20 protein-coding genes are annotated in these 20,239 nt (G+C 61.6%); 12 read left to right on the forward strand and 8 right to left on the reverse strand.

All coding sequences use genetic code 11. From position 1 onward, the window contains the following. The first annotated feature begins 83 nt into the window (after positions 1-83). Positions 84-440, forward strand: coding sequence for a phasin family protein (locus OCT39_RS03245; protein WP_263586258.1), 357 nt, complete (start codon positions 84-86; stop codon positions 438-440). 73 nt (positions 441-513) lie between these two features. On the opposite strand, the gene uraD is transcribed toward OCT39_RS03245, so the two are convergent. Continuing rightward, complete coding sequence (gene uraD / locus OCT39_RS03250; RefSeq protein WP_263586259.1) at positions 514-1,059, reverse strand: 2-oxo-4-hydroxy-4-carboxy-5-ureidoimidazoline decarboxylase; 546 nt, start codon at positions 1,057-1,059, stop codon at positions 514-516. Positions 1,060-1,185: 126 nt separating this feature from the next. On the opposite strand from uraD, the gene uraH reads away from it, so the two are divergent. Then, positions 1,186-1,539 carry a hydroxyisourate hydrolase gene (gene uraH / locus OCT39_RS03255; protein WP_263586260.1) on the forward strand — a complete coding sequence of 118 codons (354 nt, stop codon included), beginning with the start codon at positions 1,186-1,188 and terminating at the stop codon, positions 1,537-1,539. Between the two features lie 47 nt (positions 1,540-1,586). Further along, complete coding sequence (locus tag OCT39_RS03260; protein ID WP_263586261.1) at positions 1,587-2,303, forward strand: GntR family transcriptional regulator; 717 nt, start codon at positions 1,587-1,589, stop codon at positions 2,301-2,303. A gap of 22 nt (positions 2,304-2,325) precedes the next feature. On the opposite strand, the gene ilvY is transcribed toward OCT39_RS03260, so the two are convergent. Beyond that, positions 2,326-3,204 (reverse strand): HTH-type transcriptional activator IlvY, encoded by an 879-nt coding sequence (gene ilvY / locus OCT39_RS03265; protein ID WP_263586262.1) that lies wholly within the window; start codon positions 3,202-3,204, stop codon positions 2,326-2,328. Between the two features lie 192 nt (positions 3,205-3,396). Between ilvY and ilvC the strand changes: the two genes are divergently transcribed. Beyond that, positions 3,397-4,869: a ketol-acid reductoisomerase gene (gene ilvC / locus OCT39_RS03270; protein ID WP_263586263.1), complete on the forward strand. Its 1,473-nt coding sequence runs from the start codon at positions 3,397-3,399 to the stop codon at positions 4,867-4,869. A 98-nt stretch (positions 4,870-4,967) separates the two neighbouring features. After that, on the forward strand, positions 4,968-6,464 hold the full coding sequence (gene modF / locus OCT39_RS03275; RefSeq protein WP_263586264.1) for a molybdate ABC transporter ATP-binding protein ModF: 1,497 nt from the start codon (positions 4,968-4,970) through the stop codon (positions 6,462-6,464). Positions 6,465-6,550: 86 nt separating this feature from the next. Here the strand turns inward: modF and OCT39_RS03280 are convergent, their stop codons facing one another. The 4 genes from OCT39_RS03280 to OCT39_RS03295 all read right to left on the reverse strand — a co-directional run bounded on the left by OCT39_RS03280 (position 6,551) and on the right by OCT39_RS03295 (position 10,938). Beyond that, positions 6,551-6,886, reverse strand: coding sequence for a hypothetical protein (locus OCT39_RS03280; protein WP_263586265.1), 336 nt, complete (start codon positions 6,884-6,886; stop codon positions 6,551-6,553). A gap of 182 nt (positions 6,887-7,068) precedes the next feature. Continuing rightward, on the reverse strand, positions 7,069-8,547 hold the full coding sequence (locus tag OCT39_RS03285) for an NCS1 family nucleobase:cation symporter-1 (RefSeq protein WP_263586266.1): 1,479 nt from the start codon (positions 8,545-8,547) through the stop codon (positions 7,069-7,071). Between the two features lie 81 nt (positions 8,548-8,628). Beyond that, the gene (locus OCT39_RS03290) at positions 8,629-9,990 is read right to left on the reverse strand and encodes an NCS1 family transporter (protein ID WP_263586267.1); all 1,362 of its coding nucleotides are present in this window, start codon (positions 9,988-9,990) and stop codon (positions 8,629-8,631) included. 192 nt (positions 9,991-10,182) lie between these two features. Then, positions 10,183-10,938, reverse strand: a complete 756-nt coding sequence (locus tag OCT39_RS03295; RefSeq protein ID WP_263586268.1) for an aspartate/glutamate racemase family protein — start codon at positions 10,936-10,938, stop codon at positions 10,183-10,185. Between the two features lie 255 nt (positions 10,939-11,193). Here OCT39_RS03295 and puuE point away from each other — a divergent pair, with 255 nt between their 5' ends. Next, on the forward strand, positions 11,194-12,138 hold the full coding sequence (puuE, locus tag OCT39_RS03300; protein ID WP_263586269.1) for an allantoinase PuuE: 945 nt from the start codon (positions 11,194-11,196) through the stop codon (positions 12,136-12,138). Positions 12,139-12,158: 20 nt separating this feature from the next. Further along, entirely contained in the window at positions 12,159-13,022 is an 864-nt protein-coding gene (locus OCT39_RS03305) for a MurR/RpiR family transcriptional regulator (protein ID WP_263586270.1), read from the forward strand. 7 nt (positions 13,023-13,029) lie between these two features. On the opposite strand, the gene OCT39_RS03310 is transcribed toward OCT39_RS03305, so the two are convergent. Beyond that, entirely contained in the window at positions 13,030-14,469 is a 1,440-nt protein-coding gene (locus tag OCT39_RS03310) for a YfcC family protein (RefSeq protein WP_263586271.1), read from the reverse strand. A 241-nt stretch (positions 14,470-14,710) separates the two neighbouring features. Here OCT39_RS03310 and OCT39_RS03315 point away from each other — a divergent pair, with 241 nt between their 5' ends. The 4 genes from OCT39_RS03315 (at position 14,711) to OCT39_RS03330 (ending at position 18,173) form a co-directional block, all read left to right on the forward strand. Further along, positions 14,711-15,532, forward strand: coding sequence for a bifunctional allantoicase/(S)-ureidoglycine aminohydrolase (locus tag OCT39_RS03315; protein ID WP_263586272.1), 822 nt, complete (start codon positions 14,711-14,713; stop codon positions 15,530-15,532). A 29-nt stretch (positions 15,533-15,561) separates the two neighbouring features. Next, entirely contained in the window at positions 15,562-16,053 is a 492-nt protein-coding gene (locus OCT39_RS03320; RefSeq protein ID WP_263586273.1) for an ureidoglycolate lyase, read from the forward strand. Between the two features lie 75 nt (positions 16,054-16,128). Further along, positions 16,129-17,631 carry a pyruvate kinase gene (pyk, locus tag OCT39_RS03325; RefSeq protein WP_263586274.1) on the forward strand — a complete coding sequence of 501 codons (1,503 nt, stop codon included), beginning with the start codon at positions 16,129-16,131 and terminating at the stop codon, positions 17,629-17,631. After that, a complete protein-coding gene (locus tag OCT39_RS03330; protein WP_263586275.1) occupies positions 17,628-18,173 on the forward strand; it encodes a DUF192 domain-containing protein in 546 nt (181 codons plus the stop codon). Before pyk ends, OCT39_RS03330 begins: the two co-directional genes overlap by 4 nt. A 19-nt stretch (positions 18,174-18,192) precedes the next feature. Here the strand turns inward: OCT39_RS03330 and OCT39_RS03335 are convergent, their stop codons facing one another. After that, positions 18,193-19,053 (reverse strand): DMT family transporter, encoded by an 861-nt coding sequence (locus OCT39_RS03335; RefSeq protein WP_263586276.1) that lies wholly within the window; start codon positions 19,051-19,053, stop codon positions 18,193-18,195. 171 nt (positions 19,054-19,224) lie between these two features. Here OCT39_RS03335 and OCT39_RS03340 point away from each other — a divergent pair, with 171 nt between their 5' ends. Next, complete coding sequence (locus OCT39_RS03340) at positions 19,225-20,235, forward strand: DctP family TRAP transporter solute-binding subunit (protein ID WP_263586277.1); 1,011 nt, start codon at positions 19,225-19,227, stop codon at positions 20,233-20,235. Positions 20,236-20,239 lie beyond the last annotated feature (4 nt).

Consider the following 20,239-nt stretch of genomic DNA (forward strand, 5'->3'; position numbering starts at 1 on the left):
AGTTTTAGAGGACACAAGGCAAGTGCTTTGGTATCGACCGCCCCACATGCGCGTCGAATCGCTAACTGGCAGGAGGTTACGTGATGGATAAGACCGCAGAGAACACCAAACAGCAGTTTGAGTCGATTTTCGTATCGCCCATGCGCTCATACACCCTGGCCGCGCTCGATTACTACGAGCGTCTCGTCGGTGCCCAGATGGACGCCGCTCGTGCCTACTCGGACATGAGTCTCGCTCAGGCGCGTACCTGGCTTGACGTGAAGGACGCCGACGGTTTCAAGCGTGCCATGCAGTCCCAGCAGAAAACCGCGTCCGACTTCATGGAGCGCGTCAAGGGCGACTCCGAGAAAGTCACCTCGATCGGTCAGGACTTCATGCAGGACAGCCAGAAAATGGCCGAAGAGCAGACTCAGAAAGCCGCTGATACCATCAACCGGTAATCAATCCGGTTGCTTTCGAAGCCGCCCCCTCGGGGGCGGCTTTTTCGTGGGCGAAACGAAAATAACCGGCGGCTCAGGTCTCGCTTTTGGCGATCAGACGAAAACGCGCGATGCAGGCGATCTGCTCGATGGCGGTTTCCCGCTCCTCGTCCGGCGTGTTGTTGAGCCGCGTCTCAAACGCCGCCAAAATATCGTGGCGGTCGAGCCCTTTCACCGCGATCACGAAGGGGAAGCCGAACTTCTCAAGGTAGGCGCCGTTCAAGGACTCAAAGCGCGCCAGCTCCTCGATTGAACACTGGTCGAGCCCGGCGCCGGCCTGCTCGCTTTTCGAAGCGTCGGTCAATTCATCGGCCAGCGCCGCCTTGCCGGCCAGGTCCGGGTGCGCGCGAATCACCTCGATCTGACGCTCGCGCGGCGCGGCGCGCAGTACATCGCTCATCGTTTGCGCAAGCACGGCCGGATCGTCGTGGGGGATATCCAACCCCTGGTGCCAGGCCTGCTCGGCGATCCAGGGCGAGTGTTCGAACACGTCGCCATAAGCCGCTAAAAACGCGTCCAGCGAACATTGGCTGGGGGCCGGGGTGAGTGAATCGGTTGCCTCTTGATGCGCGTTTGTCACGGCGTCTTCTCCTTGGCGTAGAGCGAGGGGGCGGTGTATACAATCGATGGTATCACCACTAAGCTTTGATCAATACAAGGTGTTGACCGATGGGTCAAACGCACCGCCGATAACAGGAGAGAGCCCATGGGACGGCTGACGACCCACGTACTGGATACCGCGAGAGGCGCGCCTGGCGCCGGCATCACGATCGAGGTTTTTCGACTTTCGGCCGGTTCTCGCGAGCACCTGGGGAGTGCGGTGACCAATGCCGACGGACGCTGTGATGTCCCGCTGCTCGATGGCGAGCGCTTTCTGGCCGGCGAGTACGAGCTGGTGTTTCACGTCGGCGACTATCTGCGCACCCAAGGGGTCGAGGCCGTCGAGCCGCGCTTTCTGGACGTGATTCCGCTGCGCTTTGGCGTGGCCAGCGCCGATGAGCACTACCACGTGCCGCTGCTGCTCTCGCCCTATGGTTACTCGACATATCGCGGTAGCTAAACAGACCCTAAAATCGGCACCCGATTTATTTCTTGCAAGGAGACGCCATGAGCGACGAGCAGGCCGCCATGAAGCGCCGCGCGCCTGAAAGCGACGGCGACGCGCGCCACGAGTCGATTTATCGTGCGGTGAGCGACGCGATCGTCGAGCAGCGCCTAAAGCCCGGTGCGCGCCTTCGCGAGGATGCGCTCTCCGAGGTGTTCGGCATCAGCCGGACCGGCATTCGCAAGATTTTACAGCGCCTGGCGCTGGAGCAGCTCGTCACCCTTACGCCGCGCCGCGGCGCCAGCGTCACTCGCCCGACCGCGGAAGAGGCGCGCGACGTCTTCAACGCGCGTCAGCTGGTCGAGTGTGGGCTGATGGCGGACGTTGCCAAGCGTATGACCGCGGCGGATTCCGACGCGCTTCGCACCCTGGCCCACCGCGAGCGCCAGGCGCTGCGTGAGGGTCAGCAGAGCGTGGCCATTCGCCTCTCGGCGGATTTTCACGTGCATCTGGCAAGGCTTTCCGGCAACGCCACGCTTGCCGATTTCGTCGAGCGGCTCTGCTCGCGCTCGTCGCTGATTCTCGCGGTCTACGGCCATCGCGGTCATCTGGGCTGCGAGTCCCACGATCACGACGATTTGATCAATTACCTGGAAGCGGGTAAGACCGAGCGCGCTACGGCGTTCATGAGCCGTCACCTGAAAGCGATCGAAGCCTCGCTTTCGATGGTGGAGGAGGAAGAGAGCGTGCCGGACTTGCGCCAGATATTTGCCGGTTGAAGGATGGTCGCTGTGGGCAGGTTTACATCAGGCTCCAGAAGGCTTCGACCAGCGGGTTTTTCAGGTTTTTCTTTAGCGTGAACAGGCCGATATCGTAGGGCTCGAGCTTTGGCGCCACGTCCAGCACGCGAATGCGCTCCCTGAGCGGGCTGTTGTCGAGCACGATTTTAGGCACCACGCCGATGCCGAAGCCCAGGCTGACCATGCTGACGATCGCCTCGTTCCCGGTGACCTGGGCGTAGATACGCGGCGAGATGTCTTGTCGGCGAAACCACTCGTCCACCCGTGCACGCGACACGCCGCTTTCCGACAAAATCATGGGAACACTCGCCCACTGCTCAGCCGTGCCAGGCGTGCCGGTGGGAGCGTTCGGCCCCGGCTGCTCGAGCGGGGCAATGAATAAGAGCGGTGAGGTGGCGATCGGCTTGAAGGCCAGTCCTCGCGGCAGGTGGGCGGGTTTGGCGGCGATGCTCAAATCTTCCTTGCCCTCCAGCACGTGGGCGATGGCGTGTTCCGGGTCCCCGGTGCGCAGCTTGATCTCGATGGCCGGGTAGGCGATCCGAAAGCGGCGCAAAAGCTCGTGTAGAAAGCTGTAGCTGGCGGTCACCGAACCATACAGGCTTATTTCGCCGCTCAACTCGCCGGGGTTATCGGTCAGCTCATGGCGAATCATGTTCCACTGGCTGCTGGCCTCGCGGGCGTACTCGAGAAATCGCTGGCCTTCCCGGGTCAGCATCACGGTCCGGTTGTCGCGATTGAAAAGCGCCACGCCAAGCTCGTCTTCCAGATAGCGGATATTGCGCGAAAGCGCCGACACGCTCACAAAACACGCCTCGCTTGCGCGGCCAAAGTGCAGCGTCTCCGCCAGCGCCAGAAACTGTTTGAGAAGTTTGAAGTTCATTTCGCCATCATACCCCTGTTTTGTTAAAAACGGGATGTGCTGTTGCAAATATATCAATTTAAGAAAGAGTCGTTTTTGGGTAGATTGGCTCTACCCACTCGGCGCTGGCGTTTGAAGCGAGCGACCGGGTCACTTTTTTCGTGTCGGTGTGGCTACATCGACCGCGTTTGATCACAGATCGGGATATCCAGAATGGCTAATTATTTCAATACCCTGACGCTTCGCGAACAGCTGGAGCAGCTTGCCAAATGTCGTTTCATGTACAGCTCTGAATTCGACGAGGGTGTCGAGGCGCTGAAGGGCAAGAAGATGGTGGTCATTGGCTGTGGCGCGCAAGGCCTCAACCAGGGCTTGAACCTGCGCGACAGCGGCCTGGACGTCGCCTACGCGCTGCGTCCGGACGCCATCGAGCAAAAGCGCCAGTCCTGGAAGAACGCCACGGAAAACGGCTTCACCGTGGGCACCTACGAAGAGCTGATTCCGACGGCGGACGTGGTTCTGAACCTGACCCCGGACAAGCAGCACACCTCGGTGGTCAACGCTGTGATGCCGCTGATGAAGGAAGGCGCGTGCCTCTCCTACTCGCACGGTTTCAACATCGTCGAAGAAGGCATGAAAATTCGCGATGACCTGACCGTCATCATGGTTGCACCCAAGTGCCCGGGCTCCGAGGTGCGTGCCGAGTACGTACGTGGTTTCGGTGTTCCCACTCTGATCGCCGTGCACGAAGCCAACGACCCCAAAGGCGAAGGCCTGGCGCTGGCGAAAGCCTACGCGGTGGGCACCGGCGGCCACAAGGCGGGCGTGCTGATGTCCTCTTTCATCGCGGAAGTGAAATCCGACCTGATGGGCGAGCAGACGATTCTTTGCGGCATGCTGCAAACCGGCTCTATCCTCTGCTTCGACAAGATGATCGAAGAGGGCATCGAGCCGGGCTACGCCTCGAAGCTGATCCAGTACGGCTGGGAAAACATCACCGAAGCGCTGAAGTACGGCGGCGTGACCAACATGCTGGACCGGCTCTCCAACCCGGCCAAGATCAAGGCCTTCGATCTGGCCGAAGAGCTGAAAGAGATCATGCGTCCGCTGTACAACAAGCACCAGGACGACATCATGAGCGGCCATTTCTCGCACACCATGATGGAAGACTGGGCGAACGACGACGCCAACCTGCACAAATGGCGCGCCGAAACTGCGGAAACCAACTTCGAGAAAACGCCGGCCGGCGACGTTGAAATCTCCGAGCAGGAGTACTTCGACAACGGCATCCTGATGGTCGCCATGGTGAAAGCGGGTGTCGAGCTTGCGTTTGAGACCATGACCGCAGCGGGCATCATCGCCGAGTCCGCCTACTACGAGTCGCTGCACGAAACGCCGCTGATCGCCAACACCATCGCGCGCAAGAAGCTCTACGAAATGAACGCGACGATCTCCGATACCGCAGAGTATGGCTGCTACCTGTATAACCACGCCTGCGTACCGCTGCTGGCCGACTTCATGAAGGGCATCAAGTCCGATGTCATCGGCAAAGGCCTTGAGGTCGACGACAACGGCGTGGACAACGCGCGCCTGATCGACGTCAACGAAGCGCTGCGTTCGCACCCGGTAGAAGCCGTTGGCGCCGTGCTGCGCGGTCACATGGCCGATATGAAGAAGATCGTTTAACCCCTGGGTTAGCCGTTAGCTAGTCAAATCGAAGCCGGGCTATCCCCAGGATACGCCCGGCTTTTTTGTCTCTTTTTCCAGCCCGAAGGAGCAACTGCATGGCGTCCTCGATTCCGCTTGCGAGTATTCAGCTAAAGAGCGCGACGATCAGCTTCGATGATCGCTTCACCCTGAGCGAGGTCGACTGGACCATCGAACCCGACCAGCACTGGGTGATCACCGGCGCCAACGGTTCCGGCAAATCGGCGCTGGCGGCGGCGCTGGCCGGCGTTGGAAAGCTGGAGGCGGGCAGCATCGAGGGTCTTCCCAAGCGCGTCGGGCTGGTCTCCTTCGAGGCGCAGGCCGAACTCATCGCCGCGGAGCTTAAAAAGGACGACGCCGACATCATGGATGTCGTATCGCTGGGCACGCCGGTCAGGGAGATGATTTTTGATTACTGCCGGGATGTTGAGCTTGCCGAGCAACTGGTCGAAAAGTTTGGCCTGGCGCCGCTGCTGGAGCGCGCCTTTCGCAAGCTCTCGACGGGGGAGACCCGCAAGGTCATGCTGATTCGGGCGCTGGCCAACGAGCCGGCGCTTTTGATTCTGGACGAGCCGTTCGATGGCCTCGACGCCGACACGCTCGCCATGCTCCAGGCACACCTGGCCGCCATCGTCGAGCGCGTGCCCATGGTGCTGGTGCTCAATCGCTTCGACGAGATGCCGGATTTCATCACCCATGTGGCCTATCTGGACAAGGAGCGCCCCGCACCGGTGAAAGGTAGTAAAAAGCGTGGCGAAGGCGGGCGGCTGGCGTTCACGGTCGACCGCCAGGATGAAGCGGCTTACAACGAGCTTTATCAGCTGCTGCATTTGAAAACCAGCGATTTGCGCGTGCCCGAGGCGGACCCTGCCAGCCAGCTGCCGGCGCTCGACCCGAGCCAGCCGCTGGTCAAACTCACACAAGCGACGATCCGCTACGGCGATACCCTGATCGTCGACCGCCTCGACTGGACGATCGAGCAAGGCCAGCACTGGCAGCTCAGTGGCCCCAACGGTAGTGGCAAGACCTGCGTGCTCTCCTTGATCACAGGCGACCACCCGCAGTGTTACACCAACGATATCTTCGTGTTCGGCTTCAAGCGCGGCAGCGGCGAGAGTATCTGGCAGATCAAGCAGTTCATCGGCTACGTCTCCACCGCCCTTCAGTGGGAGTATCGCGTCAGCACCAGCTGCAAGAACGTCGTCATTTCGGGCTTCCATGACAGTATCGGTGTGTATACCAAGGCCACCGATCAGCAAAAACGAATCGCCGATCAGTGGCTTGAGCTACTGGGCATGAGCGCGCGGGCGGATCAGCCGTTCAACAAGCTCTCCTACGGCGACCAGCGGCTTTTATTGATTGCCCGGGCCATGGTCAAACACCCGCCGCTTCTGATCCTCGACGAGCCCTGCCTGGGTCTGGACGACATGAACCGCCAGCTGGTGCTCGCGCTGATCGAGAAAATCTGTGAAGGCGGCGAAACCACGGTGCTTTACGTCAATCACCACACCGAAGACCGCATCAAGGAGATCGACAATCACCTGACGCTGGAGAAACTCAGCGCTGTTTCATAACGCCTCACCTAAACCCTCACGCGATAGGGGTAAAGAGCAGCCTCGGCATTGCGCCGCGGGGTGAATAGCGAACTGTCGCTAAATCGTCAGCGGCCAAAAAAGCGGCGCCAAAAGCCGCGTTTTGGCTCCGAGGGCTTTGGCGTGCGCCGCGCGAGGTACTCGCCGTAGCAGTCGGGGAAGTGCGTTTGGCACCAGTCGGCAAGCTCGGCCGCGGTGGCTGGATGGCGCGTCGGCGCCGAGTTTGAATAGAGCGATAGCGCCTCGCCCGCACCGAACGCCTGCCAGAGTAGCGCGATATAAGTGCTCCCAGCGCCAATGCTCGAGGCGGCGCCGTAGCCTTCGGCATCGCTCAGGGCGCGATAGCCCGAGCGCGTGACGACCCCTTTGGCGAACGCCTGCTGGTGCGATGGCAACGTATTCATGCGAGTGATAGCGTTCTTAAGCGATGTTCTTGAGCGATGCTATGAAACGATGCCCTTAAGCGATGACGGCAGGTGAGGTAGTGCGTAAAGGCGTTGCAGAGCATAAATCGATCCGTAAAAAAGCGCCGCCGGCCCGGGCCGGTGGCGCTTTTGGGCTTACCTCAACGCGCAACGTGTGCGCCTCAGGTGGTCTGGTGAGCGCCGATGGCAGGGGCCGCCTTGAAATTGCGCATCAGCACGTAGTAAATCAGCCCGCCCAAACCGGCACCGATCAGCCAGCCGTAGCCGCCAAGCCCGGAAAGCGCGGGTACCAGCACGGTGGAAAGCGAGAACGCCGCCGCCCCCACGAAGGCGATCAGTGCGCGCTTGTTCCAGCCCTTGGTGTAGTAGTAGGCGCTGTTGCGCTCGGAAGAGAAGAGCTCCTCCATGTTCAGGTGCTGGCGCTTGATCAGGTAGTAGTCCACCACGATGATCCCGTAGAAGGGCGCTACTACCGCGCCAAGCGCGTTGACGAAGCCCGGCACGCCGATCTGGCTGATCACCGATACCCACAGCGCGCCGACGAAAAACGCGATGATCGCGGTGATCAAGCCGCCGGTCTTGAAGCTGATCCTGCTGGGGAACAGGTTCGCCAGGTCATACGCCGGCGGGATGAAGTTGGCCACCAGGTTGATGCCGACGGTCGCGGCGAAGAAGGTCAGCGCGGCGACGATGGTCAGTGGCAAGGAGTCCACCCGCTCGACGATGTCTGCCGGGTTGGTCAGCGCCTCGCCGAACAGCACCAGCGTGCCGGCGGTGATGATCAGCGCGATGAAGGAGAAAAACGCCACGTTCAGCGGCAGGCCCAACAGGTTGCCAAGCTTCATCTGCCGCTCGGTTTTCACGAAGCGGGTGAAGTCACCGAAGTTGATCACTACCGCCGCGAAGTAGGCGATCATGGTGCCGACAATGGCGAAAAACGCCGCCACGGCGCCACCATCCGGCTCGCCGCTGCCGCTGAAAATGGTGCCGATGGCAGGCAAAAGCTCATCGCCGGCCTGGTACCAGACCACGCCCATCAGCACCAGCATGACCACGTAAACGAGCGGCCCCGCCCAGTTCAAAAAGTGCTTGATGCGCTCGATTCCCTGCCAGAAGATCGCGATCTGAAACACCCACACGATCACGAACGACACCCAGGCCACCGGGGAGAGCCCCAAAAAGCTTGCGCCGCTCGGCTCACCAATGAAGGCGGTGATCAATAGCGCCACCGCCGTCGAAGCGAAGTAGGTCTGCACGCCGTACCAGAATATACCCACGATGGCGCGCAGCATGGCGGGCAGGTTGGCGCCGCGCACCCCAAGGCTCGCCCGCACCATGACCGGAAACGGAATGCCGTATTTCACGCTGGGCTTGCCGGTCAGGTTGACCAGAAACATCACCACCACGCCGGCGAGAATGATCGCCGCCATCACCGCCCAGCCGTTCAGGCCATACGTTAGAAAAAGCGACGCGGCCAGGGTATAGCCGAACAGGCTCTGAATGTCGTTGGACCAGACGTTGAAGATCTCGAAGGCGCCCCAGCTACGCGCCTCGGGCTTTAACGGGGCGAGGTCTTCGTTGTAAAGGCTTGGGTCGATACGCTTGATATCGAGTCCACTCGGGGACGGTTGCTCATGCATGGTGACATCCTGTGCGGGTATTTGGCGTTGTGAGTGAAGCGATATAAAAAGGCCGCCCGAGGGCGGCAGGGGGACAAACGATTATTGCGTAAAGCGTTGGCAGGCGGACCAGCGCGCCATGAGCAGGTAGTACACCGCGCCCGCCGGAATCAGGCTCGCGTACCAGGAGACCGCCGAGAACATCAGTGCGGCGACGATCCCCACCGCCATGGCGATCACCGCGGCCAGGTTGACGCCTTTGTAGGGGCCTTGCGGATCGTAGAGCTTGTCGAGATCCAATGTACGCCGGCGAATCAGATAGTAATCCACCACCAGAATCGCGAAGATCGGGCCGAGAAAGGCGGAGTAGGTCTGCACGAACAACTGAAGTCCGGCGGCGGATTCCGGCTGCACCAGCTTCCAGGGAAAGGTGGCGAAGGCCAGCAGGCCGACCAGAATGGAGGCCGTCGGAAAGCGCATCTTGAACACGTCCATCAGCACGTAGGTCGGCGGCACCACGTTGTTGAGCACGTTGGTGGTCACCTGAGCGAAGGCGATGAACAAAAGCGTGGTCATCAGAAGCGGCGTGTTATCCACGGCGTTGGCGAATACCTGGATGGGGTCGGCGGTGCCGGTCGCCTCGGACACCATGTAGCCAATCAGCCCCATGAACAGCGTGCAGGGCAGAATCGACATGGCGTAGATGGTGGTCAACAGGCCGCCGCCGGTGCCTTTTTCATGCTCGCGCGAATAGTCGCTGACGTTGAGCATCATGGTGCTGTAGATGCCGAGAAACAGCATCGTCGCGCCCCAGAACGGCATGCCCCAGGAGCCTTCCATGGTGAACAGACTCGCCGACAGCTCGTCGCCGTAGCGCTGTACCGTGGCATAGAACATGTAGGTCAGCGAGCACAGGATAAACGCGCTGCCGATGTTCTCGAGCCACTTGATGCCCTGAAACCCGGTCACCGACAGCGCGATCTGCAGAAGCTGGAAAGCGATGAAGAAAAACACCAGATTGTCGAAGCCGAACAGCGTGGCTGACACCATGTTCAGCGCCCCCGCGCCGATCCAGCTCTGAAAGCCGTACCACACCACCGCAGGCACCGCGCGAACGAGGCCCGGAATGCGCGTGCCGGTGAAGCCGAAAGCGGAGCGCGCCTGCACCATGAAGGGAATGCCGTACTTGTAGCCGGCCGCGCCGTTGATCGCCAGCGCCACACCGATGACGAAGCAGCCGATGGCGATGGCAAGGGTGGCCTGTAAAAGGTTGAGCGTGCCCACCACGCTCGACCCCATGGCGAAGGTGCCAATCGACACGCAGCCACCGAACCAGGCCAGAAAGTAGGAGCCGCGTCCCATGATGCGGGTTTGTTGCGGCGCCAGGCTCTCGGCGCCCATCGCTTTTTGGGCGGCGTCCGCCGGCGGGTGGGATGTTTCCGAGGTCAAACCAGACGTGTTCATCGTACCGTCCTCGCAAGATATTCGATGTTATAGTTTTGCCCGATGGCTCGGGCGACGCTTGCGGCGTGGCGTGCTAACGGTGTTCGTATTGTCGTTATGGATGCTGCTTGTATCGATAAAACGGTACTGCTGTATCAGCGATTCTGCCTGCTTGGCGCTGCTTCGTAATTAACGGTTGCCTGGTGATGAGCGCTAAGCGCCTGGCGGCAGCTCGAGGTTCGAATAGTCGCTGAACCTGCCGGTAAAAGTTTTCGCGCGCGGGTAGTCCAGATCGCCGTGCTTGCTGGTATGAAGGCCAAGCCCCACCAGCGACTCGGCAAGCTTCAGTGCGGCGCTGACGCCTTCGACGACCGGAAGGCCCACCTCGCGGCTGATCGCCTGGGTCAAATTCGCCATGCCGCCGCAGCCCAGTACGATGGCGCCGATACCGTCCTCATCGCGAGCTCGGCAGCACTCGGCCACGATGCGCTTGAAGGCCGCGTCCGGGTCGTGTTCGAGATCGAGCACCGGAATTTCCGCGGCGCGAATGCGCCGGCAGTGGTGGCTAAAACCGTACTGCTCTAAAAGATGCTCGGCGATGATGCCGGTGCGCCCCAGCGTGGTGACGATCGAAAAGCGCGTGCTGATCAGGGTCGCCAGGTGAAACCCGGCCTCGGCGATGCCGATCACCGGCGCGCGGGTTAGCTCGCGGGCGGCCAGAAGCCCGGGGTCGCCAAAGCAGGCCACGATATAGGCATCGATCCCGCCTTCGCGCTCGCCCTTGAGCACCTCCTCGGCCACGCCCACGGCGCTCACCGCCTCGTCGAAATGGCTTTCGATCGATACCGGCCCGGCCTCGGGCTGTGTGGCGCTCAGCACGGTGCCTTCGCTTTTCAGAGCTTCGGCGGCGCGATGAATGGCTTGGGTCATCGAGGCGGTCGTGTTGGGATTGATGATGCGTATATGCACGTTGAGCGACTCACAGGTAAACGATTAAAAGTCATCTTGTATACGAAAATAAGGCGCTTTAAATCACGGCGCAACCCTTTTAACGTTGAACCATAGTGTAAGACCCAAACGTCTCGCAGCACGGTATAAGCGCTTTGAGAAAGCGTTGAAACATGGCGAATGAAAGCTGTTGGATTGCTAGCGCGTTGCGACCGGGCGTCGAACTGTTTACCTTGTATACAAAGAAGTCCCGCCAACAATCAGGGAGATACCACGATGTCCACGAAAGAGCAGACCGCCAGTTTCTATCCGCGCGACCTGGTCGGCTACGGGCAAAAGACGCCCCACGCCAACTGGCCTGGCAAGGCAAAAATCGCCGTACAGTTCGTGCTTAACTATGAAGAGGGCGGGGAAAACTCGGTGCTGCATGGCGACGTCGGCTCCGAGCAGTTTCTTTCCGAGATCATCGGGGCAGCGAGCTACAGCTCGCGCCATCTCAGCATGGAGTCGATCTATGAATACGGCTCGCGCTCAGGCGTCTGGCGTATCCTGCGTGAATTCGAGCGTCGCGGTCTGCCGCTGACCGTGTTCGGCGTGGCCATGGCGCTGGAGCGCCACCCGGAAGTGGCCCACGCTTTCAAGGAGCTGGGCCACGAAATTGCCTGCCATGGCTACCGTTGGATCCACTATCAGGAAGTGCCCGAACACATCGAACGCGACCACCTGCAAAAGGCGATGGATATCTTCGAGCGCCTTTATGGCGAGAAGCCCGAGGGCTGGTACACCGGTCGCGACAGCCCCAACACCCGGCGGCTGGTGGTCGACGAAGGAAGCTTTTTGTATGACAGTGACTACTACGGCGACGACCTGCCGTTCTGGAGCCGCGTGACCGACAGCCAGGGCAGCGATCATAACCATCTGATCGTGCCCTATACGCTCGACACCAACGACATGCGCTTCGCCTCGCCGCAGGGCTTCAACACCTCGGATCACTTCTTTAGTTATCTGCGCGACGCCTTCGACGTCCTCTACGCCGAAGGCGACGAAGCGCCTAAAATGCTCTCCGTGGGCATGCACTGCCGCCTGCTGGGACGCCCCGGGCGCTTTCGCGCGCTGCAGCGCTTTCTGGACCACATCGAAGCCCACGACCGCGTCTGGGTGACGCGCCGTGTGGACATCGCCCGCCACTGGGCCGAGCACCACCCGGCGCCGGCACTTTAACCTTATCCGTTTGGAGAGCCATGACGCCCCATATAGGACAGCGCATCGCCGCCCAGTTCGAATCGCTTAGCGCTCAGGAACAGCGGGTGGCGAGCTTCATTCTGGATCACTTCGACGATCTGGCCGTCTACAGTGCCGCGGACCTGGCGCGGCTGACCGGCGTGTCGAAATCGACCGTTAGCCGCCTGTTCAAGCGGCTGGGGTTCGAGAGCTTTCGCAACGTCAAAACGCACGCCCGTCAGCTTCGAAACCTGGGCGTGCCGCTGGTCATCGAATCCGATGCCATGGCAGAGGAAGGCGGGGGCGCCCTGGCGCGTCACCTTCAGCGCGAGCAGGAAAACCTACAGCGCGGCTTGGGCCGGTTGGATACGGGCGATATAGCGAGCGCAGTCGACGCGCTTTGCTCGGCGCGCCAGGTAGTGGTGATGGGATTTCGCAACAGCTACCCCTTGGCACTACACTTTCGCCAGCAGCTGATCCAGGCACGGGCTCAGGTGCGTCTGGCCCCACAGCCCAACCAGTCGCTTGCCGAGGAAATCGTCGATCTCACCACCGACGACGTCGTGGTGCTGTTCGGTTTTCGCCGGCGGCCGAAAGGGTTTGACTCCCTGGTTGAAACGCTCGAGCGCTCGTCCCCCCGCGTTCTTTTGGTGGGTGACCCTACGGCCGTTGCCTTTGCCTCGCGGGTCGATTGGTTTTTAGAAACACCCCTTGAAAGTATTTCGGCCTTTGATAGCTACGCCACGGCTAATAGTTTGATCGCGTTGATCGCCAACGCTTGCCTTCATGAAGGTCTGGCAGAAGGCCGTAAGCGGATCAACGCGATTAGTGAAAGCTACGATGCGCTCGACGAACTCGAGCGCTCCGCTTTCACCTTCGACTAGCCGTATCTTATCCGGTCCATTGCGTTGCCTGGGCGAAGACCAAAAAGCCCAGCGCAATGACGATCCAGACACAGAATAGCGGGAAGAAAAATTTTACCCATTTTTGCCAAGGCACGCCGGCCAGTGCGAGCGTCGCCATGAAATAGCCGGAGGTAGGATAAAGAATATTGCCTATTCCATCACCGAGCTGGTAGGCCAGCACGGCGGTCTGGCGGGTAACGCCGAGAATGTCTGAAAGCGGCGCCATTAGCGGCATGGTAACCAGTGCCTGACCACTGCCAGAAGGTACGATGAAGTTGAACCCGAGCTGTGCGAAAAACATGCCGATGGCTGAAAGCAACGTGGGCAACTCGCCGACCAGGTTACCCAACCCGAACACCAGCGTGTCCATGATCTGACCGTCTTCGAGCATGACCGCGACGCCCCGAGCGACACCGGCAATCATTGCGCCCACCAGAACGTCGCGAAAGCCCTGATTGAAACCAGCGCAGATCTCGTCGGTATCGAGCCCCGCGATCACCCCGACGACAATACCCATGATGATGAATAGCCCTGCCATTTCCATCATGAACCAGCCCTGGCGCAGTACTCCGTAAACGAGCAGCGCGAAGAAGGCAAACGTCGCCGCTGCCGCCAGCTTCTGGCGCAAGTTTGCACGCAGCGCCGGCGTGGTCTCGCCGTGCTGATAGCGTGCGCGTTTTTCGCTTTCCTCTGGATCAGCGGCCATGAGCCCGGATGTCGGGTCGGCATGAACTCGACGGGCATAGCGCATGACGAAAAAAATCGCCGCGGCCAGCATGACAACAAACGCCAAAATACGTAGCCCGTAACCGGAGTAGAGCGGCAGTGCCGAGAGCTGCTGGCCGAGCCCGGTGTTGATCGGATTGAGCACGCCGGTAGTGAATCCCACCGTGGTAGCGCACAGCGCCACAGCGGCGGCGGTCAACGAGTCAAAGCGCAGCGCGATCATCAGCGGCAATATTACAGGTACGTATACGAGCGCCAGTTCCTGGGTACCAATGACCGTGGCGATGGCGGCGAAAACGGTCATGAGCACCGGTATGGTGAGTACGCCACGGCGCGAGAAGCGTCTCGTCAGCTTATCCACCCCGATCTCGATGATGCCCGTGCGGCGAAGGACCATGAACATGCCGCCGATCATGAAGGTAAAGAAGACGACTTCGCCGGCGCTCATCAGCCCGTTAGGAATGGCTAACATGAAGTCGACCCAGCCGACCGGCGTAGAGTCGATCTGCTGATACGAGTTCGGGTCGATCGTGATCCGTCCGGCAGGGCCAGGCACGCGCTCAAACTGCCCAGCAGGTACGAAATGTGTGGCAATGGCCGCCAGCGCGATAAAAACGAAAAGTACGGCATAGATGTCGGGAATGCGGCACCAGCTCTTTTTGGCGGGCGATGGGGGGCGAGATATATCTTGGCGATCCATTGAGTGCCTCGTACCAGTGGGCCGCTATAGCAGCCTCTGTTGTGTTTTAAAAAACGGCAGAGCCATATGTTCCTGTTGACGTTCGAATCAGCCCAAACACGTGGGTTGAAACAAAAGTTGTTATAGAAGTTACTATTGGGAGATATGTTTCACAAGCGTTCAATAATGGCTACGCTTCATTATGTTCGCTAAATCTTGTATACAAGACGGGTCCATTTGTTCCTTACCATCAGAGTCAACAATGTCCAATAACTACTACGCCCCCCAGGGCGGCCATCCGCCGCAGACTCAGCTCACCGCCGACCGGGCGGTGTTCACCGAGGCTTACGCGCTGATTCCGAAAGGGGTGATGCGCGATATCGTGACCAGCAACCTGCCGTTTTGGGAAAGCACCCGGGCCTGGGTGCTGGCGCGGCCACTCTCCGGCTTCGCCGAGACGTTTTCGCAGTACATCATGGAAGTGCAGCCGGACGGCGGCAGCGACAAGCCCGAGCTCGACCCGAAAGCCGAAGGCGTGCTGTTCGTGGTCGAAGGCGAGCTCACGCTGACCCTCGAAGGCGAGCGCCACGTCATGGCGCCCGGCGGCTACGCCTATATCCCGCCGGCCAGTAATTGGCAGGTGCGCAACGACACCCGCGCGCCCGTGCGCTTTCACTGGATTCGCAAGGCGTATGAGTATGTCGAGGGCATCGACGTGCCCAATGCGTTCGTGACCAACGAGCAGGAGATCTTGCCCAACGAGATGCCGGGCACCGACGGGCGCTGGTCGACGACCCGCTTTGTCGACCCGGCAGATGTGCGCCACGACATGCACGTGACCATCGTCAACTTCCAGCCCGGCGGCGTGATTCCCTTCGATGAAACCCACGTCATGGAGCATGGCCTCTACGTGCTGGAAGGCAAGGCGGTGTATCACCTGAACCAGCAGTGGGTCGAGGTGGAAGCCGGCGACTTCATGTGGCTGCGCGCCTTCTGCCCGCAGGCCTGCTACGCCGGCGGCCCGGGCCCGTTTCGTTACCTGCTTTACAAGGATGTGAACCGCCACGCGGCGCTCAAGTTTTAACTCACCCGCCCAGGCCAAAGGAGTTTGATATGCTCGAACTGACCGCCGCGCCGCTGACCGCGGAAACCTTCGCCCCCTTTGGCGAGGTGATCGACGCCCGAACGTCGCCCTCGTTTGCCATCAACGCCGGGCGCACCCAGCGCCACCATGATCTGGCGCGGGTGGAAACATTAGGCGAGAACGCCCACACGCTGATCAACATTTTCGTCAGCCAACCGGTAACGCTCCCGCTTGAGCTCACCTTTCTGGAGCGCCACCCCCAGGGCAGCCAAGCCTTCATGCCGCTGCACGGCGAGCGCTTTATCGTCGTGGTGGCGCCCAAGGGCGATACAATCGACCCACGCGAGGTGCGCGCGTTCGTGACTGATGGCCGCCAGGGCGTGAACTACGCCGCGGGCACCTGGCACGCGATCAACTCGGTGCTCGAGTGCGAGGGCGAGTTTCTGGTGGTCGACCGGGGCGGGGAGGGCGCCAACTGCGACGAATACCCGCTCGAGATCGTGGTGGCTCTCGACGAATAGCGGCGAGGGCGTTTGCCTGTTCGTCACATTAATTTGCTAAGCTGTCAGCCAACTTCACCAACGATCAGGACTTCCATGAGCCAGCGCACCGCACCGCCCATTCGCCGTACCAAGATCGTCGCTACGCTCGGCCCCGCCAGCGACCGCGAAGGCGTTCTCGAAGCCATGTTGAAGGCGGGGGTGGACGTGGTGCGTCTCAACTTCTCCCACGGCACCGCCGATGACCACCGCGAAAGACTCACGCGCGTGCGCGAGATTGCCGCGCGGCTGGGGAGAAGCGTGGCCGCTTTGGGTGATTTGCAGGGCCCGAAGATTCGCATCGCGCGCTTCAAGGCAGGAAAGGTCGTGCTCGGGGAGGGCCAGCCCTTCGTGCTCGATATGACGATGGATAGCGACGCCGGCGATATTCACGGCGTCGGCTGCGACTACAAGACCCTGGCCGAGGACGTGGCCGCCGGCGACCGGCTACTGCTCGACGACGGCCGCGTGGTGCTCGATGTCACCCGTGTCGAGGGCCAGCAGGTGCATACCGAGGTCGTGGTCGGCGGCAAGCTCTCCAACCACAAGGGCATCAACAAGCAGGGCGGCGGGCTCTCCGCGCCGGCGCTGACTGACAAGGACAAGGCGGATCTCAAGACCGCCGTCGAGATCGGCGTCGATTATCTGGCGATCTCCTTTCCGCGCTCGGCCGCGGACATGCAGGAAGCCCGGCGCCTGCTGGGTGACGAGGGCGCCGAGATCGGCCTGGTCGCCAAGGTGGAGCGCGCCGAGGCGGTGGCGGACGAGGCCACGCTCGACGGCATCATCGAGGCCTCGGAAGCGGTGATGGTCGCCCGGGGCGATCTGGGCGTGGAGATCGGCGATGCCAAACTGGTCGGCGTGCAAAAGCGCATGATCAAGCGGGCCCGCACGCTCAACCGCGCGGTGATTACGGCGACCCAAATGATGGAAAGCATGATTTCGGCGCCGCTGCCGACCCGCGCCGAGGTGTTCGACGTGGCCAACGCCGTGCTCGACGGCAGCGACGCGGTGATGCTCTCCGCCGAAACCGCCGCCGGCGACTATCCGGTCGAAACCATTCAGGCGATGGCGCGAGTGTGTCTGGGCGCCGAGCGCGAGCGTACCGTTCAGGAGTCCGGTCACCGCATCCACGAAGGCTTCACCCAGGCCGACGAGACCATCGCGCTCTCCGCGATGTACGCCGCCAACCACATGAAAGGCGTGGTCGCGATCGCCTGCATGACCGCCTCGGGCTATACGCCGCTGATCGCCTCGCGCATCAGTTCGGGCCTGCCGATCGTGGGCCTGGCCCATAACCCCATCGCCCAGCGGCGCATGGCGCTTTATCGCGGCGTGGTATCACTGCCTTTCGATACCTCTCGGATGAGCGCGACCGAGCTCAACGACCGGGCGCTCGAGATGCTCGTCAAGCAGGGCGTGGCACGCCCCGGCGATCACGTCATTTTGACGCGCGGCGATCACATGAATGCCCACGGCGGCACCAATACCATGAAGGTGATGTCGATTTCCGATCAGCATCAAAGCGCCCGCGAAAGCGCAAGCGGAGACGCCTCATGAACCTGTCGCGTCGCAAACTCATCAAAACCGCGCTGGGCGCGGCGCTCGTCGCCAGCGTAGCGACCCCCGCCTTCAATCTCTTCGCCGCCGAGCCAGAGGGGGCGAAAGCGGCGGCACCAGAGGCCGGGACGCTGCCGCTGACCATTCACACCGAGCAGGGCCCGCATCGGCTGGATGTCGAAGTGGCCGAGACGATCTCGCAGCGCCAAAAAGGGCTGATGGGACGCGAGCACCTGCCCGAAGAGCGCGGCATGCTGTTTCGCTTCGAGCGCGAGCAGCCCGCGGGCAATGCCTTCTGGATGTTCAATACGCTGATCGCGCTGGATATCGCCTTCATCGATGACCAGGGGCGGATCGTCGCGATCAACACCATGCCCCCGTGCGAGTCCGAGACTGCCCGCGAGTGCCCAACCTACCTGGCGGGCGCGCCGTTCACCTCGGCGCTGGAGGTCAACGCCGGCTACTTCGAGGCGCGCGGTATTCAGGTGGGCGACTGCGTCTCCGTGCCGGCGCTGGCCGGCTTCTGCCGGCCCGACGCCTGAATGCTCGCCCGGTGGTGACCTAAACCGCCGGGCGGCGCTTTTTAAAACGCAGTAGAATCAGCCCCACCCCGGCGACCACCAGGCCGCCGCCGGCGAGCTTGTGTACGCCCAGGGGGTCGCCCATCAGAAGCGCCCCCAGCCCCACCGCCAGTACCGGTACCAGCAGCGTCATCGGCACCACCTTGTTGACCGGGTGGCGGCGTAGCAGCGCGTACCAGATACCGTAGGCAAGGATCGACGACATCACCGCGGTATAGAACACCGCGCCCCAGCCGGCCAGGCCCGCCGAGCGAATGGCTTGCCACTGCCCGTTCTCGAAAAGCCAGGAGCCGAGCGCGACCTGGGGCACTGCGAATAGCGCGATCCAGCCCGCCAGCGCCAGCGGCGCGATGGCTGGGCCGCGCTTGATCAAAAGTTGCGACACCGCCCAGCCCAGCGCGCTCAAAAGCAGAATGCCAAGCGGCAGCGGCGAGGGCAGCGTGGGGCCACCCGCCAGCACCACCACGCCGGCAAACGATAGCAACAGTCCCGCCAGCCGCTTGGGCCCCAGCTTCTCCTTGAGAAAGACGACCGCCAGAATCGTCGCAAACGGCGTGCCCATCTGTACCAAAAGCGCGCCGGTGCCCGCCTCGGACTGACCAAGGCCGATGAACAGCATGGCGAAGTGCAGCGTACCGAAGGTGACGGATAACAGCAGCAGAAACGGCAGCTGGGCGCGCGGCACCGGATAGAAGGGCACCAGCAGAAGGGCGACCAGCGCAAAGCGCAGCGTGGTCATCAACAGCGGCGGAAGTTCCGCCACGCCCACCTTGATGACGACGATATTGAGCGCCCAGATGGCCACGACCAGAAGGCCCAGAAGTAAATCGCGTAGCGGCACGGCAGTGTCCTGTCGTTGAAAAGAGGATGATTCAAAGTGGCGCGACCATCATAACAGCCCGGCTCTCTTCCCTTCGCCCTTCAAGTGCCTACAATAGGCGAGGCGCGCGCGGGCCAACGACCGCCGCGCCCTTGCACATCCCCTATAAAAACCAGATAAAAAGGAATCCTCATGACGCTGACACGCCACCTCTCCCGCGCAGGCCTGGGCCTGACCGGTGCCGCGCTCTTGACGCTGGCCGTTTCCGCCCAGGCGCGCGAGCTTTCCGTCTCCACGGTGCTGTCCGACGCCTTCCCCTGGGGGCAGGCGGCAGAAAAATGGGCCGAACTTTTGGAAGAGCGCAGCGACGGCGAGCTGACGCTGCGGGTTTACCCCAACTCGCAGCTGGTCTCCGGTGATCAGACCCGCGAGTTCTCCGCCATGCGCTCCGGACTGATCGATGCCGCGGTGGGCTCGACCATCAACTGGTCGCCCCAGGTGCCGGAGCTCAATTTGTTCTCGCTGCCGTTTTTCATCCCCGATGTCGCCGCCGTCGACGCGGTGACTAAAGGCGAGGCGGGCGAGATGGTGTTCGAGGCGATCGAGTCTCGCGGTATCGTGCCGCTGGCTTGGGGTGAGAACGGCTTTCGCCAGGTCTCCAACTCGAGCGGCCCGATCAGCGCCCCGGACGACCTCGACGGGCTCAAGATTCGCGTCGTCGGCTCGCCGCTGTTCCAGGACACCTTTGCAGCCCTGGGCGCCGACCCGACCCAGATGAGCTGGACCGACGCCCAGCCCGCGCTGACCACCGGCGCCGTCGACGGCCAGGAGAACCCGCTGTCGGTATTCGACGCCGCGCGCATCGACCAGGTCGGTCAGGAGTACCTGACGCTCTGGAACTACATGAATGATCCGCTGATCTTCGCGGTTAACCAGCAGGTGTGGGGCTCACTGAGTGAAGAGCAGCAGACTTGGCTTCGCGAAACCGCCGAAGAGGCCGGCGCCTGGGAAATCAGCATGACCCGCGAGCAGGAGAGCGAGCGCCTGGCGGCGATCGAAGAGCGCGGCGTCACCGTCACCGAGCTAAGTGATGACGAGTACCAGGCCTTTCGTGAGGCGACCCAAAACGTCCTGGAAAAGTGGGCGCCGCGCATCGGCGAGGAGCTCATGGAGTCGGCGCAGTCGGCCATCGACGCGCGCTAAGCGC

Source organism: Halomonas sp. GD1P12, assembly GCF_025725645.1.
GTDB lineage: Bacteria > Pseudomonadota > Gammaproteobacteria > Pseudomonadales > Halomonadaceae > Vreelandella.

Coding starts and splice junctions, on each gene's coding strand:
- ilvC (WP_263586263.1), top strand. CDS start 3,397: ATGGCTAATTATTTCAATACCCTGACGCTTCGCGAACAGCTGGAGCAG.
- OCT39_RS03310 (WP_263586271.1), bottom strand. CDS start 14,469: ATGGATCGCCAAGATATATCTCGCCCCCCATCGCCCGCCAAAAAGAGC.
- OCT39_RS03330 (WP_263586275.1), top strand. CDS start 17,628: ATGAACCTGTCGCGTCGCAAACTCATCAAAACCGCGCTGGGCGCGGCG.
- modF (WP_263586264.1), top strand. CDS start 4,968: ATGGCGTCCTCGATTCCGCTTGCGAGTATTCAGCTAAAGAGCGCGACG.
- OCT39_RS03290 (WP_263586267.1), bottom strand. CDS start 9,990: ATGAACACGTCTGGTTTGACCTCGGAAACATCCCACCCGCCGGCGGAC.
- ilvY (WP_263586262.1), bottom strand. CDS start 3,204: ATGAACTTCAAACTTCTCAAACAGTTTCTGGCGCTGGCGGAGACGCTG.
- OCT39_RS03315 (WP_263586272.1), top strand. CDS start 14,711: ATGTCCAATAACTACTACGCCCCCCAGGGCGGCCATCCGCCGCAGACT.
- puuE (WP_263586269.1), top strand. CDS start 11,194: ATGTCCACGAAAGAGCAGACCGCCAGTTTCTATCCGCGCGACCTGGTC.
- OCT39_RS03245 (WP_263586258.1), top strand. CDS start 84: ATGGATAAGACCGCAGAGAACACCAAACAGCAGTTTGAGTCGATTTTC.
- OCT39_RS03285 (WP_263586266.1), bottom strand. CDS start 8,547: ATGCATGAGCAACCGTCCCCGAGTGGACTCGATATCAAGCGTATCGAC.
- uraH (WP_263586260.1), top strand. CDS start 1,186: ATGGGACGGCTGACGACCCACGTACTGGATACCGCGAGAGGCGCGCCT.
- OCT39_RS03320 (WP_263586273.1), top strand. CDS start 15,562: ATGCTCGAACTGACCGCCGCGCCGCTGACCGCGGAAACCTTCGCCCCC.
- OCT39_RS03340 (WP_263586277.1), top strand. CDS start 19,225: ATGACGCTGACACGCCACCTCTCCCGCGCAGGCCTGGGCCTGACCGGT.
- OCT39_RS03305 (WP_263586270.1), top strand. CDS start 12,159: ATGACGCCCCATATAGGACAGCGCATCGCCGCCCAGTTCGAATCGCTT.
- OCT39_RS03280 (WP_263586265.1), bottom strand. CDS start 6,886: ATGAATACGTTGCCATCGCACCAGCAGGCGTTCGCCAAAGGGGTCGTC.
- OCT39_RS03260 (WP_263586261.1), top strand. CDS start 1,587: ATGAGCGACGAGCAGGCCGCCATGAAGCGCCGCGCGCCTGAAAGCGAC.
- pyk (WP_263586274.1), top strand. CDS start 16,129: ATGAGCCAGCGCACCGCACCGCCCATTCGCCGTACCAAGATCGTCGCT.